The following is a 16245-nucleotide window of genomic DNA, read 5'->3' on the forward strand; positions in this document are numbered from 1 at the left end:
GTACGAACGAAACAAAATAGTGTGAGATTAGTACGAATATGGCGAGAGCCACACATTTTTTATTCTCAACGCTATAGTTTTGCATGCGATATCCGATATATTTAACCGATCACCATTTCAAATTGTATCTAGCACAAAACTGAGCCTTCTATGCGTCAAAATTATAAGCGTTTGTTAGCAGCCCTTGTGTTGATGAGCGCGACTCAGACATCATCAGTGGTTCAAGCCGAAGGAATTCGTCTTGTTGGACCGTCTGGTGAAGTGCAATCATCTCCGAGCTATGCTGAAGATATTGAGCGAGCATTACCTGCTCCTCCTGCGAATACTCAACCGTCACGTTTCTTTGGTCCGACTGGTGAAAATCAAACACTATGGTCGATCGCTTCAGAATTACGACCTTCACGCGGTGTTACCGTTCAACAAACGCTTCTTGCCATTTACCGAATTAACCCTCAAGCGTTTGAGAACCAAAACATTCATGAATTGATCCCAGGGAGTCGGCTACGAGTACCTTCTTTAGAGCAAGTGCAAAGCGCGACCACAGCGCAAGCTGTTGCGATTATGAAGGCGCATGAAGCTAAGTTAAAACAGCCGAAGCCGACAAATAGAGCGACGCCAGCACAACGAGTCACCGAGCAACCAAAGCCACAAATTAAAGTAGAACCCAAGTCTGCGACTAAGCCAGAGACAGTGGCAGCAACGGAGCCAAAACCAACTCCGAAAACAATACCGGTCATCCCTGCGCCACCAGTAACCACCTCTCCGCAGGGTGAAAAGCAGGTCAGTGCGCTAAAGGACAAACTTCAAGGCTCACAAAGTGAATTAGAGTCATTAGAAGAGAAGAACCATCGTCTTCGATTGATGCTGTCAGAAGTGCAAAGCGAAGTCGAAACTTTGAAAAGCGAGTTGAATGACGAAGAACGCATTCGCTCAGAAGTCGAGAAGCTGCTTGCTGAAGAGCGCCAACGCCTTGCTGAACAACAGCGCATGCAACCAAGCACCATGGACAAAATTTTGTCTAATGGTTGGCTCGTTGGTCTTGCGGCATTAATTCCTGGTGCTTTGATTGCGTTGCTAGTTGTTATGCTTCTTGGCCGACGCTCTAAAGCGAAAGAGGAAGAAGCGGCTGCGCAGGAACAGCAAAACGTTGATCCTCTTGCGGCGCCAATCGGTTTAGCGGCGGCGGATGAGCTGGATGAAGAGCTCACGCTTGATGATGAATTGTTTGCAGATGAAGATATCAACGCACAGTCTTTACAAGAAGAGAAGTCAGATTTAGAAGAAGACGTCTTTGCTAACCTCGACGATGAAGAACTTGATTTCAATCTGGAAGGGGACGATGACCCATTTGCAGATATTGGCGATGACGGTGACCTAGATGTTGGTCTGGATGAGTTTGAGTCATCGAACAATGGTATCCAAGTCAACGGCGAAGAAAAGGCGCTTGGTTTAGAAGAAATGGAGCGAGCCTTAGATGAGGTTGCTCCAGAACTAGAAGTGCTCGATGACGATGAGTCTGGCTTCGATCTTTCGGATGATGCGAATGAGAAATCAGACTCGCTTTCAGACGACGCATTTGCCGAGTTACTTGCAGCCGATGAGCCGTCAGAAGAGTTACCAAGTGACACTGTCGACCAGGATATGCTTGATGACTTGTTTGCTGAACTTGGCAACGATGACTTCGATTTAGATACTGATGAGCCTGAGTTAAAACACCCCGTTTCGGATGATGACTTTAGTGTAGTAGAGGCATCTGACGACGATATCGATAAGCTATTGGCCCAGTATGAACAACCGGCTAGTGAATCGGAAGTTCGAGAAGCTGACGCCAATGAAGGTCCTGTTCTAGATGAAAACAGTACAGAGCTACTCGATGAACTCATTGATTTTGATGAAGATGACACAGACGAGTTTGATCCACTAAACGAGCTAGAAGCAATCTCTGGTTTTGAAGGTGATGACTCGATCGAAGAGTTAGACGCAGATAGCACAGACTTACTGGACGAACTCATTGATGATGTTACCTCTGAACTTGATGAAGAGACTGAAGCTGATTTAGATCCGTTTGATGATCTGATTCGAGAGGACGAGAGCCCAGAGCAGAATAAATCGGAAGAGGAAGAGTTACTAAAATCACTTGGTTTTGGTGAGCCAGACGCCGACGAAAAGCCATCTCCCGTAGTTGGGTCAGAACAAACTCATGAAGATCAGGACATTGAGTCTGGGTTGGACATCGACGCTTTATTAAGTGAAAGCCAGCCAGACACGCAACAAGCTGTAGAAGATCAACCATTAACCGAGCCAGAGGCTGCCTCAGAGCCATTTAGCAGCGATGAATTTCTTGGTGATTTAGAGGACCTCTCACCAGAGAATGATCCTTTAATGAGCGAGCTAGACGACCTATTTGAGTCAGACAGTGAAGAACTTCTGCCAACAGAACAAGAAAAAGCGGATTTTTCTGCTGAACTTGACGCTCTATTTGATAGTGAAGACGATTTACCGCAGCAAGTTGAAAAAACACAAACGGAGATAGAGGAAGCTTCATCACTACAACAAGAGGCTACCGATACTGATTCAACACAAGAACCATCCGTGGAGTCCGATGCTGAGGTACAGCCTCACGTTGAGCAAGAGGAAGACATTCCAGCCTTCACGCCGACACCAAATACAATAGAAAATGAATTCGGTGTTCCACAAGAAGAAGATTGGCTACTGGATGAACCTGAATTGGAGCCGGAAACTGAGTCGACCAACGATTCAGAAGATGAATTCAATTTTGACGAGCTAGATCTTCCAGAATTCAGCGAAGAAGATGCTCTAGCATCTATGGCTGGCGAACCTGCGTTAGAAACGTCCGAGTCCGTTGAGTCAGAACAAGTTGAAGCAGGCTTACCAACTGAATCAGAAGAAGAATTCAATTTTGACGAGCTGGATCTTCCTGAGTTTAGTGAAGAAGACGCATTGGCGTCTATGGCGGATGAGCCGGAGTTAGAAACGTCCGAGTCCGTTGAGCCAGAACAGGTTGAAGCCGACTTGCCAGCTGAATCAGAAGATGAATTCAATTTTGATGAGCTGGATCTTCCTGAGTTTAGTGAAGAAGACGCATTGGCGTCTATGGTGGATGATCCGGAGTTAGAAACGTCCGAGTCCATTGAACTAGAACAAGTTGAAGCCGACTTGCCAACTGAGTCCGAAGAAGAGTTCAATTTTGATGAGCTCGATTTGCCAGAGTTCAGCGAAGAAGATGCCTTGGCGTCGATGGAAGAAGAGCCAGAATTACCGAGCTCTGAGACTGCAGATATAGAACCAATCTCCGGTGAGGATGATGAGTTAAGTTTTGACGACGAAGATCTTCCAGAGTTCAATGAGGAAGATGTTCTCGCGTCAATGAACGAGGGTGCGTCAGAGAGCCCTAAGGTTGAAGCAGAGACATCGAGACCAGCTATTCAAGCCGATAACGATCATGATGCTTTGTTTGAAGTATTTGCGCAGCAAAACGGCTTTGATACTGACCCAGAAGTGCAGCCAACAGCGACAGAGGGTGAGCCGCTCAGTAATTTGGATGATGAATCATCAATGGCTAACCTTCTTGCGGAAGACGCAAACTCAGAAGTATTTGAAGGTAAACTAGACAGTGACACCATCGCAAGTGCAGGTATGGATTTTGAAACCATGCTTGATGTTGGAGATGATTGGGATGGCTTTAAACCCGCTGCTGATAACGTAAGTTCTACTGAAGAAGTGCCTGAGGACCAGCGTGATGTTTGGAATTCGAGTGATGCACTAAGTCAGCCAGAGATCGCGCAAGAAAACTGGGCAGAGCAAAGCGACTTGGATGACTTCGACCCGAAGAAAAATCAATTTATGACGATTGATGAATTGATGGCTCAGGTCGACAGAGAAGGTGGTGAGTTCGAAGAAGAAGACCTTAAGCTCGATGTCGGATTGAACGAGTTTCCAGATGTTATCGGCGAGATCGGCGATATTGACGTAGATAACAATGCTGAAGCGGCTGGGAAACTGGATTTGGCTAAAATCTATCTCGAGATGAACGATTCTCAAGGGGCGATTAAACTACTAGAAGAGGCGATTGTTTACGGTGAGGATGATATTCGCCGCGAAGCAAAAAGCCTGATTGACGCTATTAATGGCCGATAAACCGAAACAAAAGGGTAGCGTTTGCTACCCTTTTTGTGTCCCGTTAGTAGGATGCTACCTTTATGTCACCCTTGGTGAAACTGGCAACTTGAGGTGACTTGAGTATATACTTCCCGCCCCATTTTAGAGTTCGAAGGTTAAGATGAGAATCGCATTAGGTATCGAGTACAACGGTACAAACTACTTTGGTTGGCAGCGCCAAAGAGAAGTGAAAAGTGTCCAAGAAGAGCTAGAGAAAGCATTGTCCGTCGTCGCTAATCACCCAGTTGAAGTTCAGTGTGCTGGTCGGACAGACGCAGGCGTGCATGGCACGGGACAAGTTGTGCACTTTGATACCAACGTTACTCGAAAAATGGTAGCTTGGACCATGGGCGCAAACGCGAACATGCCGAGCGATATAGCGGTTCGTTGGGCTCAAGAAGTTTCAGATGATTTCCATGCAAGATTCTCAGCGACAGCGCGCCGTTATCGTTACATTATTTTCAATCATGCTTTACGTCCAGGCATCTTAAACTCGGGGGTTAGTCACTATCATGGTGAGCTCGACGAGAAAAAAATGCATGAAGCAGGGCAGTTCCTACTCGGCGAAAATGATTTTACGTCGTTTCGCGCGGCGCATTGTCAGTCTCGCAGTCCATTTCGAAACTTGATGCATCTGAACGTTACGCGCCATGGGAACTATGTGGTTATTGATATTAAAGCCAATGCGTTCGTGCATCATATGGTTCGTAATATCACGGGTAGCTTGATAAAAGTTGGACGTGGCGAAGAGAGTCCTGAATGGATCAAGTGGTTATTAGACGCCAAAGATCGCAAACTAGCGGGTGCGACAGCGAAAGCGGAAGGTCTGTACCTGGTAGATGTAGACTACCCAGAAGAGTTTGGGTTACCTGAAGTGCCGATCGGTCCACTGTTTTTACCAGATAATTTGAACTAATTTTACAAACTTATTTCAAAATATCGGTAGTGTTTACATTGAATGTGAACGGAAAACATACGCTATTTACGATATCAAAAATAGGTACAACCAGTTTTTTATCTACAGTAGCTGCAAGATATGGTTTAATCCGTCGGTATTATGTCGAATTTATATCTTTCGCAATGAAGCGGAAGAGTTGAGAGAAAAGGTCTTCCATGAGTTGGCTTGAAAAGATTTTAGAGAAAAGTAATCTAGTAAGTTCACGCAAAGCTTCTATCCCAGAAGGTGTGTGGACTAAATGTACCTCTTGTGAACAGGTTTTATACCATGCTGAACTAGAGCGTAACTTAGAAGTTTGTCCAAAGTGTAACCATCACATGCGTATGAAAGCGCGTCGTCGTTTGGAAACATTTTTAGATGAAGGTAATCGAGTTGAATTAGGTTCTGAACTTGAGCCACAGGATAAACTGAAATTTAAAGATTCTAAGCGATACAAAGAGCGTATCTCTGCTGCACAAAAAAACAGCGGCGAGAAAGATGCGCTAGTTGTTATGCAGGGTGAATTGCTTGGTCTGCCGCTTGTGGCGTGTGCGTTTGAATTCTCCTTTATGGGTGGTTCAATGGGTTCAGTCGTTGGTGCTCGCTTTGTGAAAGCCGTGGATGCAGCCATTGAAAATAACTGTGCGCTTGTTTGTTTCTCAGCAAGTGGTGGTGCTCGTATGCAAGAGGCATTAATGTCTCTTATGCAAATGGCAAAAACCAGTGCTGCGCTTGAGCGTTTATCAGAAAAAGGTCTGCCGTTTATTTCGGTTCTAACTGACCCTACAATGGGTGGTGTATCAGCAAGTTTGGCTATGTTGGGTGATATCAACATCGGTGAACCTAAGGCTCTGATTGGCTTTGCTGGTCGTCGTGTAATCGAGCAAACAGTGCGTGAAGATCTTCCTGAAGGTTTCCAGCGTAGTGAGTTCCTACTTGATCACGGTGCTATTGATATGATCGTTGACCGTCGTGAAATGCGTCAGCGTGTGGGTGGTCTTATCGCTAAGATGACTAACCACAAGTCTCCTTTGGTGGTTTCGGTTAACGAATCTCCAAATGAAGAGCCATATTCTGTACCAGAAGCGGACGAAAAAGGGTAAAGTATCAACTAACATAAAAACCAAAGAATTTAATGGTTAAAGTTAGATGACCCAAAACCCAATTCCTCAAGCCACATCTTCATTAGAGATGTGGCTTGATTATTTAGCAAATATTCATTCCTCAGCAATTGATCTAGGCTTAGACCGTGTCCAAGCGGTAGCAAACAAAGCCAATCTTACCAAACCAGCTCCAACCGTAATCACCGTTGCCGGAACCAATGGCAAAGGCTCAACGTGTGCGTTAATGGAAGCCATTTTACTTGATGCTGGCTATTCAGTCGGTGTTTATAGTTCTCCGCACCTGATTCGTTACAACGAGCGTGTACGCATTAATGGCGTTGACGTTGTAGATGCCAAGCACTGTGAAGCATTCGATTATGTAGAAAAGCAGCGTGGTGATGTTAGCCTTAGCCTCTTTGAATTCGGTACGCTTGCTGCGCTACGTATTTTCCAAGTAGAGAAAGTTGACGTTGTCTTACTTGAAGTAGGACTTGGCGGCCGTCTAGACGCCACTAACGTTGTTGACCATGATGTTTCTGTTATTACGAGCTTAGCGATCGATCATGTGGATTGGCTTGGTGATGACATCAATGTTATTGGTTTTGAAAAAGCGGGCATTTACCGTTCAGGGAAGCCAGCAATTTGTGGTCAACCGACGCCACCAGCGACCGTGGCGGCTCATGCTGACGATATTGGTTCTGAGTTCTTCCAAGTAGGTATTCAGTACGATTACCAACTAACTGATAATGGTTGGAAATGGAGCAGTGGGGCATTTGAGTTAGAGGATTTACCAATCCCATCGCTACCATTACAAAATGCAGCCACTGCACTGATGGCACTAGGGGCTTCGGAATTGCAAATCACTGACATAAATATTGTCAATGGCTTGAATAATGCTCGTTTGGCGGGGCGTATGCAAGTACTGCATCACGAACCTGAAATAGTCCTTGATGTCGCTCATAACCCGCACTCTGCTGAGTATTTGGTAGAAAGAGTGAAGCAACAATATCTGGGTAAGAATATCCATATTGTGGTTGCAATGCTGCATGACAAGGACATTAAAGCAACCATTGAAGCGCTAACTCCAGTTGCAACACAATGGTATCCAGCGTCGCTTACTGGACCGAGAGCGGCGACCGCTGATGAATTGTGCCAATACTTACCTGATGGGCAAGTTCATTTTGAAAACCCTGTTGGCGCCTTCGAGAGTGCGAGAAGCCACGCAAAGGCAGGAGACGTTATTCTGGTGGTTGGCTCATTCCATACCGTCGGAGAGGTATTGGAACATTGGCAATCAAATAATAAATAAGCAAAGGTATTTTGATGGCAAGTAAATTCCAAAGTCGTTTAGTCGGCACCATCATTCTAGTCGCAGTCGGAGTCATTGTTCTTCCCGATGTGCTAGATGGTAAGAAACTGCACTACAAAGAAGAATTTGCCAGTATTCCTATCAAACCAGAACTTGATAGTGATGTGGAAAACTTCGAAATATTAGAGCCAGTGGAAGACGACATTACGTTACCGGATTCTCCGGTTGAAGCTGTAGTGCAAGAACGTGAGGATGCTCAAGTAGCCGTTTCTGAGCCCGAGCCAGTGCCAACATCTAAACCTGAGGTCATCAAACAACCAGAGCAAGTTGAGGTCGTCACTCGTCCTGTTCAAGAGAAAAATCAATATGAAGATTCAGCTTGGATCATTCAGTTGATGGCACTTAAGAATCACGAAAATGCTGTCGCGCTTGTCGCGGATTTGCAAAAGCGTGGTTATCAAGCTCACACAAAGAAAGAAAACGAGTTTACGAGAGTGATTGTTGGCCCTGATGTGTCAAAAAGTAAACTTGAACGACAAGTTCAAGAATTACAAAAAATTACAGGTTCAAAAGGTCAATTGCTTAAATTTAAGCCATTAAATCCATAAGAAAACGTTTGCGTCAGCATTTTTTCTGTTAAAATGCGCGCCAACTTAAGATGAAGAAAAGATGAATTGGATAGATTTTATCATTTTAGGTGTGATCGGATTTTCAGCTCTGATCAGTTTAGTTCGCGGTTTTGCTAAAGAAGCTTTGTCTTTGGTGATTTGGTTCGGAGCGTTTTTTATCTCCAGTAATTACTATGCCAAATTGGCGGTGTACTTCACCAACATCGAAGATGATATGTTTCGTAACGGAGCGGCGATTGCGGCGTTATTTGTCGCAACCTTGGTAGTTGGTGCAGTGGTGAATTACGTCATTGGTCAACTGGTACAAAAAACAGGGCTATCAGGTACGGACCGAATTCTCGGGATTGTATTTGGTGGTCTACGCGGAGTCTTAATTGTTTCTGCGGTGCTGTTTTTTATGGATGCGTTTACTGCATTCCCAAGCTCGGATTGGTGGAAAGATTCACAGTTGATCCCTGAGTTCAGCCGTATCATCGCCCCATTCTTCGAGCATTTACAAGCAACATCAAGTTTTCTGTCTGGCACTATCTAGTAGTGCCAGCTACTGTCGCAAATCGAGGATTAGGACATGTGTGGTATTGTTGGAATCGTGGGCACAACGCCTGTAAACCAGTCTATTTATGACGCGTTAACGGTGTTACAGCATCGTGGCCAAGATGCCGCTGGTATTTGTACCATAGAAAGCAATCGTTTTCGTCTGCGTAAGGCGAACGGTTTAGTCAAGGATGTATTTGAAGCAAGACACATGCAGCGCCTGCAAGGCGAGGTCGGAATTGGTCATGTTCGTTACCCTACAGCAGGCAGTTCAAGTGCTTCAGAAGCTCAACCTTTCTACGTAAACTCTCCTTTCGGTATTACACTTGCCCACAACGGTAACTTGACTAACGCTAACGAAGTTCGTCAGAAGCTGTTTGAAAAAGATCGCCGTCATATCAATACCACTTCAGACTCTGAAGTATTACTAAATGTACTGGCGCACGAAATTGACTCAGTAAAAGGAAATGTCACGACCGAAGACGTATTCCGCGCAGTCACCAATGTTCATCGCACAATTCGCGGTGCTTATGCTGTGACCGCCATGATCATTGGTCATGGTATGATTGCATTTCGTGACCCACACGGTATTCGCCCGCTGTGTTTAGGTAAGCGTGAAGTTAACGGCAGAGCAGAGTACATGGTTGCGTCTGAATCGGTGGCATTGGATGCGGTCGGTTTTGATTTCGTCCGTGATGTTGCACCTGGTGAAGCGATTTACGCAACGTTTGACGGTGAGCTTTACACGAAGCAGTGTGCAGATAATCCTAAGCTTAACCCTTGTATTTTCGAGTTCGTATACTTTGCTCGTCCGGATTCGTTCATCGATAAAATTTCGGTATACAGCGCTCGCGTTGAAATGGGTAAAAAGCTGGGCGAACGTATTCGTGAAGATTACGCAAACCTTGATATCGATGTTGTCATTCCTATCCCTGAAACGTCTTGCGACATTGCACTGCAAATCGCTCAAGCGATCGATATCCCTTATCGCCAAGGTTTCGTGAAAAACCGTTATGTTGGACGTACGTTTATCATGCCTGGCCAGCAACAACGTAAGAAATCAGTACGTCGCAAGTTGAATGCTATTCGTTCGGAATTCAAAGGTAAGAACGTGTTGCTGGTGGATGACTCTATTGTTCGTGGTACAACGTCAGAGCAGATTATTGAGATGGCTCGTGATTCTGGTGCCAAGAAAGTGTACATGGTCTCAGCGGCCCCTGAAGTTCGTTTCCCGAACGTATATGGCATTGATATGCCAAGTGCTACAGAGCTTATTGCCCATGGCCGTGACAACGATACAATTTGTAAGCAGATTGGTGCCGATGCGCTTATTTATCAACGTCTAGAAGATTTGGTAGAGGCAGTCGGTCTTGGAAACCAAGACATTACTCAGTTCGATACATCCGTGTTTAACGGGGAATACGTAACGGGTGATATTGACCAACAATACCTAGATTTTTTAGATGGTCTTCGTAACGATGATGCGAAAACACAACTTGAAATCCAACAGGATTTAGCAAACCTAGAGCTTCATAACGAAGGCGCATAGGGTGCGTTTTCTTAAGTCGTAAAAAAACCAGAGCTTCGGCTCTGGTTTTTTGTTTTCGCTACTTAATTAGTGAATGTTATAAGCGATCACAAAGTCAATAAAGAGGCGAACTTTCTCTGGCAGGTGGTCTTTGTGGTTGTAAAGCATATAAATGTCGCGCGGGTTTGCACTCCAATCTGGCAGTACGCGTACCAAATCGCCGCTCTCGATGTACTCTTTGATCATGACATCTGGCATTAGTGTGATGCCTAAACCTTCGGAACAAGCACTGCGCACCACATTGAGCGCGTTTGCTTGAAAACGACCACGATCAACATTCACCACAGACTCGCCTTTGCTATTAATCAAGGTCCACTTAATAAGTGGGTACCCTTTTAGCAATGAATGGTTAGAGAGCTCTTCTGCATGGTGTGGCGCAGGATTTGAGGTTAGATAGTCAGGGCTTGCAACGAGAATATCCTTCACTTCGCCAATCTTACGCGCGATGAGGCTAGAGTCGCGTTGCGGTCCCACTCGAAAAATTACATCCCATTCAGTAGGGTCAAGCTTGTCCGCATTATTCTCTGTCGTTAGCTCAATGTTGATGTCCGGGTACTGCTTCATAAAGCTGTTGAACATCGGCATCATCATTCGTTTAGTTAAGTTGTAAGGCGCGGAGATCTTAATCTTGCCGGATGCTCCTCGGCAGTCGTCAGTGATTTCCTCTGCTGCGGTTGTTAGCCTTTGTAGTAAAGGAGAGCACTCATGGTAAAAACGTTCCCCTGCTTCAGTGAGCGAAAGTTTGCGAGCATGACGGTTCAATAGTCGAAGATTGACAGAGTCTTCTAGCGCTTGAATGCGTCGGGTGATGGTCGCAACCGGGATCATGGTTTTTCGCGAAGTTGCGGTGTAGCTCCCATTTTCGACAACCAGTCGAAACAGGTTTAAGTCATCTAATTTCATATTTCCAGACACATTAAATTACCGATTACGGTTAATTTATAATTAACTTTGTGATCAAAGCTTGCTTTAAGTCAACATGTTGCATCATTTGAACACAGCAACCCTGTTTGAGTAAATACTGTTATACGCCGTAATATTTGTATTAATGCAGTTTCCGAGCTAAGTTTTATAACAAGGCAAAGCGGCCTCAGGTCTTGCTGTGACACGTTTTGCTGGAAGTAAACACAACAAAAATAATGACTTAATAATAAATCTGTTTTTTTGACTGAGCTTTGTGAGGGATAAAGGTATGTTTAAGACTCACAGTCAAACGGCAATGGTCTCGGCACAGGAAGTGATTAATCAAAAACTAATAATGTTGGTGGACGATGATCCAATATTTCGTAAAGTAACCAATGCCTATTTAGAAAGTCAGGGTTTTAAAGTAGTAGAAGCAGAAAACGGCCTAGAAGCGCTTCAACAACTCAGGGAATGCCAACCCGATCTTATCTTATGTGATTTATCGATGCCGGTCTTAGATGGTATCGAGTTCGTCGAAGAAGTTAGTCTCGAATACCCATATATGCCGCTTATCGTGGTATCAGGCACGGATGAAATGTCCGATGTCGCGAAAGCGTTGCGATTTGGTATTAAAGATTTTCTTCCTAAACCGATAGGTAATTATGAGCACCTATCTCAGGCGATAGAGAATACGCTAGAAGATACCGATAGCCACTTCTCAGAACAACGTGACTTTTCAAGTCAGTGGTTCAGGGTTGATGATGGTGGTGAAATCCCAGATGAACAAGAGCTGTATTGGCATCTGGAATATTTACAACAGAATCCGAGTGCGGCAAGAGATTTACTGCAAGCTCTATTGCCAGAAAAGGATGCTGCTCAGGGAGATTGGCGCTGCTCGTACCGTTTATTGCAATCGACGGATGTGATGCCCTTGGTTTTCGATTATCGTTGGTTAATGAATGGTCAATTTGCGTTTTATCTCGTTGATTCTGCTTCCCAAGCTAATGATGGAGTTGCGACGACATTGCTCGTTAGGGCATTGTTTGACGATTATCTCCGTAACTTGAAAAGTTTCAGTGCTGATCTCAAGGACATGGTAGGGATCATTGAAAAAGGAATTGAGTGTTCGGAGTGTGCGGGTGCAGTCAATGCTGTGTTTGGTGTCGCCGACCTCGCTTCATCCTCGGTCTCTATATTGCCTGCGGGTTTAGATAGCCATTGGTCTGACGGAAATACGAATCAACACATCGCAGCAGGTAACCGTTTAGGGGGAGGAAGTATGAAAAACTTCATCACCCGCGATTTACCGCTTAGTGTTGCAGGACAGTTGTCTATCGGGTGTTTAGGTTCTTCAAGTTTTAGTTTAAGTATTACCCGGAAATCCCGACTAGTATAATTATGACTTGCAAACCAATAAGCAGCGTCCTGACGCTGCTTATTATCTTTTTAGAACCACCAAAACAACATACGTTTAGTTCAATAACCTTACTTTTTATTGGTGTTTAGATTTGGCTGTTTAATGTATAGTCAGCGCTTAAAACAATAATGACCCATTTGTGCAACGATAATTTAACGCTGTGCCTTGGGAGAAGCAAAGTCAACTAGTGAGAAGACACATCATGGCAGACAAAGATTTTAAAGAGCCTTATAATATTTTTTACTTTTTAGGTTTTATTGCAGTTCTTTTGATCCCAACACTTCCTGCAACGCTAACCTGGCTTCGTGTAATGAATGGTTACGCAGGCTTTTAATCTAGCTATTTTGTACCGGAGTTCACCATTCGTATTAAGCGTTACTTTTTCAATACTGTTGGTGGACTCTGTATTGTGCTCGGCATAGCCGGCATAGCCCTTCCACTTTTACCCACCACACCTTTTATTTTGCTTGCTAGCGCATGTTTTATGCGTGGTAGCCCCGCATTTCATCAATGGTTACATAACCACAAAACGTTTGGACCCATTCTCGACAATTGGCATAAGCATCGGGCTGTTACTTCAAAAGTAAAAAAGCGTGGTGCGATTTTTATTGCGCTTAGTTTCATGGTTTCAATCGTTGTTGTCCCCCTCGTTTGGGTAAAAATTGGTCTTTTAGTGATGCTAATCGTTTTACTCAGCTGGTTTATGCGTCTGCCTGTGATTGAGTTAGTTGCTGACCGAGAAGAAAATCACTAAGATTGTAGAGAATAGTGTGCCCGCTCTTCGAGTGGGCGTTTGTATTTTCAGCGCCTGTGACTTTTACGAAAATAAGCACATAGTGGTGAAAACCTATTGTTCGTTGCCCTCGTGATACTGCGATTAGAGAGGGCGATGAGCCAATCTAAGTAAATCGGTATTATGACTACAGAAACAATTTCACTGATCAAATCTAGCATCAAAAGCATCCAAGACTACCCAAAGCCAGGCATTCTATTTCGTGATGTGACGAGCCTTCTTGAAGACGCGAAAGCATACCAAGCGACGATCAACTTACTTGTTGAACGTTACAAAGATATGGGCTTTACCAAGGTTGTGGGTACGGAAGCTCGTGGCTTTCTATTTGGCGCGCCTTTAGCGCTTGAGCTAGGTGTTGGTTTTGTACCAGTGCGTAAACCAGGCAAGCTACCACGCCCTACTGTTGCTCAATCTTATGAGCTTGAATACGGCGTTGATACACTAGAAATCCATACAGATGCCATCGTTGAAGGCGACAAAGTACTGGTTGTCGACGATTTATTGGCAACGGGCGGTACTATTGAAGCGACGACTAAGCTGATTCGCCAACTGGGTGGTGAAGTTGAGCACGCTGCGTTCGTTATCAACCTACCAGAAATCGGTGGCGATAAACGTTTAGAAGCACTAGGTCTAAACGTGTACAGCATCTGCGATTTTGAAGGACATTAATACATTCAATGAGTTATTTAGCTTTAGCGCGAAAATGGCGTCCTAATCAGTTTGACCAAGTTGTCGGACAAAAACATGTCCTGACGGCGTTGGAAAACGCACTGGCGCAAAACCGTTTACACCATGCTTATCTGTTCAGCGGGACTCGTGGTGTGGGTAAAACGAGTATCGGTAGGCTGTTTGCCAAAGGCTTGAACTGCGAAACCGGCATTACCGCGACACCTTGTGGTAAGTGTGATACTTGTCGTGAAATTGATGAAGGTCGCTTTGTCGATCTTCTTGAAATCGACGCAGCATCACGTACTAAAGTTGAAGACACTCGCGAACTGTTAGACAACGTTCAATACAAACCTGCTCGTGGACGTTTTAAAGTGTACCTCATTGATGAGGTGCACATGCTATCGCGTCACTCTTTCAATGCGTTGTTGAAAACCCTGGAAGAGCCGCCAGAGTATGTGAAGTTCTTACTCGCAACAACTGATCCACAAAAGCTGCCTGTCACTATATTGTCGCGTTGTCTTCAGTTTCATCTGAAACCAATCAGCGTTGATGAGATTCACCAGCAACTTGATTACATCCTAGGTCAAGAGCAAGTTTCAGCAGAGCCAAAAGCGTTGGGTATGATCTCACATGCTGCAGATGGCAGTATGCGTGATGCTCTTAGCTTGACTGATCAAGCAATTGCATTAGGTAACGGTGCGGTGCAAGCCGATATTGTCAGCCACATGTTGGGGACGATTGATACCGACCAAGCGATTCACTTACTAGAGTCAATCAGCAGCAAGAAACCTCAACAAGCCATGGATAAAATCCAACAATTAGCGGCAAATGGTGTTGAGTGGGATGGTTTGTTGCAGCAAGTCGCAACACAGTTACACAGAATTGCGATGTATCAAGCGTTGCCCGCGTCGTTAGACCGAGCACAACCAGATGCAGAGAAAATTGAGCTGTTGAGTAAAGCTCTAAGCCCGCAAGACGTTCAGCTTTACTATCAAATTGCATTGAAAGGTCGTGAAGATTTGACTCTCTCGCCAAATGGGCGAGTCGGTTTGGAAATGATTGTGCTGCGTATGATGGCGTTCCGCCCATCAAATAACAGTGGGGCAAATGTTGTTTCTAGTAACTGCGAGCCAGCGTCATCTCCGGCTCAAAGTACCAGTCAACCAAAGGCTGCGCCAGCTCAGACAGCCGCTGCTCCTCGAGCTCAGCAGCCGAGTCCAGCACAAAGCACACCACAAGTGGCGCCTCAACCTTCATCCAGTTCGCAACCTGAGTATCAAGCGAGTGGATATGAGACGGTTCCACCACAGTATGATATGGCGCCGCCGATGAGTGAAAACCCAGCGCCGCAGCATGAAACGCCACCTCAACAAATGCAAGAGAGCGCTTCAACACCAGCGCGCGGTGGTCTAAGCGGTTTACGTCACCAATTACGTTCTCAGCGTCAAGGCCTACAACAGAACACTCCTCAAAATGGTGGCTCAAAAAAGCCTAAAGCGGCATCTGCACAACCAGAATCGGTTATCGACCGAGTAGCGCAATTGCATGGCAATTCCGCGCAGGTGTCGCCAAACTCAGCTCCGAAGTCGACGGAGCCACAAGTTGAAGAAGCGTATCGCTGGCGTCCAAGCAAGCCTGTTGAGACAAAAGTAAATACAAAACTGACACCTACGCAGCTCAAGCAGGCACTTGAGCATGAGAAAACGCCTGAAATGGCACAAAAGCTCATCGATGAATCGTTAGAACATAATGAATGGGCGAAGCTAATCAGCTTAATGGAGATCCCTAAGCTAGTAGAGCAACTTGCGCTAAACTCTCATTATAGTAAGGAAGGAACAACCGTTTCGTTACTATTGAGAAGCAGCCAAGCTCATTTGAATACTGATAGAGCTCAAGCCGAATTGCTTAAAGCACTTAATACCGTGTTGGGTGAAGAGTGCCACATGAGCATCGAAATAGGGGAGAGTGGAGAAACACCACTTGAACTGAGAGATAGGCTCTACCAAGAGAAATTACAGCAAGCGCTGAACAGTTTAGAAAACGATCCAAATGTTCAATTTATTGAACGTCGTTTTGCTGCAGAGCTTGATAAAGATAGTGTGCGCCCTATCTAATAATCGAATGGAATGGGGTTGAAAACCCAAAGGTATAACCCCATTAATTGATGCAACACCTCATTAAACC

13 protein-coding genes are annotated in these 16245 nt (G+C 45.0%); 12 read left to right on the top strand and 1 reads right to left on the bottom strand.

All coding sequences use genetic code 11. The annotated features are described in order from the left end of the window. The first annotated feature begins 150 nt into the window (after positions 1-150). The 7 genes from R7Z50_RS12785 to purF all read left to right on the top strand — a co-directional run bounded on the left by R7Z50_RS12785 (position 151) and on the right by purF (position 10240). Positions 151-4158, top strand: a complete 4008-nt coding sequence (locus R7Z50_RS12785; RefSeq protein ID WP_318149115.1) for a FimV/HubP family polar landmark protein — start codon at positions 151-153, stop codon at positions 4156-4158. A gap of 142 nt (positions 4159-4300) precedes the next feature. After that, positions 4301-5095, top strand: a complete 795-nt coding sequence (gene truA / locus R7Z50_RS12790; protein ID WP_033907367.1) for a tRNA pseudouridine(38-40) synthase TruA — start codon at positions 4301-4303, stop codon at positions 5093-5095. Positions 5096-5292: 197 nt separating this feature from the next. Then, the gene (gene accD / locus R7Z50_RS12795; RefSeq protein WP_005380583.1) at positions 5293-6219 is read left to right on the top strand and encodes an acetyl-CoA carboxylase, carboxyltransferase subunit beta; all 927 of its coding nucleotides are present in this window, start codon (positions 5293-5295) and stop codon (positions 6217-6219) included. Between the two features lie 46 nt (positions 6220-6265). Next, positions 6266-7528, top strand: coding sequence for a bifunctional tetrahydrofolate synthase/dihydrofolate synthase (gene folC, locus R7Z50_RS12800; protein ID WP_258474042.1), 1263 nt, complete (start codon positions 6266-6268; stop codon positions 7526-7528). A gap of 14 nt (positions 7529-7542) precedes the next feature. Next, positions 7543-8136, top strand: coding sequence for an SPOR domain-containing protein (locus R7Z50_RS12805; RefSeq protein ID WP_005380588.1), 594 nt, complete (start codon positions 7543-7545; stop codon positions 8134-8136). A 61-nt stretch (positions 8137-8197) separates the two neighbouring features. Next, positions 8198-8689, top strand: coding sequence for a CvpA family protein (locus R7Z50_RS12810; RefSeq protein ID WP_005380590.1), 492 nt, complete (start codon positions 8198-8200; stop codon positions 8687-8689). Positions 8690-8725: 36 nt separating this feature from the next. Next, on the top strand, positions 8726-10240 hold the full coding sequence (gene purF, locus R7Z50_RS12815) for an amidophosphoribosyltransferase (protein ID WP_005380592.1): 1515 nt from the start codon (positions 8726-8728) through the stop codon (positions 10238-10240). A 66-nt stretch (positions 10241-10306) separates the two neighbouring features. On the opposite strand, the gene R7Z50_RS12820 is transcribed toward purF, so the two are convergent. Then, the gene (locus R7Z50_RS12820; RefSeq protein WP_005384959.1) at positions 10307-11182 is read right to left on the bottom strand and encodes a LysR family transcriptional regulator; all 876 of its coding nucleotides are present in this window, start codon (positions 11180-11182) and stop codon (positions 10307-10309) included. Between the two features lie 289 nt (positions 11183-11471). Here R7Z50_RS12820 and R7Z50_RS12825 point away from each other — a divergent pair, with 289 nt between their 5' ends. The 5 genes from R7Z50_RS12825 (at position 11472) to dnaX (ending at position 16175) form a co-directional block, all read left to right on the top strand. Beyond that, positions 11472-12578, top strand: coding sequence for a response regulator (locus tag R7Z50_RS12825; RefSeq protein ID WP_005380606.1), 1107 nt, complete (start codon positions 11472-11474; stop codon positions 12576-12578). Positions 12579-12801: 223 nt separating this feature from the next. Further along, positions 12802-12933, top strand: a complete 132-nt coding sequence (locus tag R7Z50_RS12830) for a hypothetical protein (protein WP_005380608.1) — start codon at positions 12802-12804, stop codon at positions 12931-12933. Positions 12934-12966: 33 nt separating this feature from the next. Continuing rightward, positions 12967-13353 carry a YbaN family protein gene (locus R7Z50_RS12835; RefSeq protein WP_080276930.1) on the top strand — a complete coding sequence of 129 codons (387 nt, stop codon included), beginning with the start codon at positions 12967-12969 and terminating at the stop codon, positions 13351-13353. Positions 13354-13515: 162 nt separating this feature from the next. Further along, entirely contained in the window at positions 13516-14061 is a 546-nt protein-coding gene (apt, locus tag R7Z50_RS12840; protein WP_005380615.1) for an adenine phosphoribosyltransferase, read from the top strand. A gap of 8 nt (positions 14062-14069) precedes the next feature. Beyond that, positions 14070-16175: a DNA polymerase III subunit gamma/tau gene (gene dnaX / locus R7Z50_RS12845; RefSeq protein ID WP_318149116.1), complete on the top strand. Its 2106-nt coding sequence runs from the start codon at positions 14070-14072 to the stop codon at positions 16173-16175. Positions 16176-16245 lie beyond the last annotated feature (70 nt).

This window comes from Vibrio sp. 1249-1 (genome assembly GCF_033340495.1).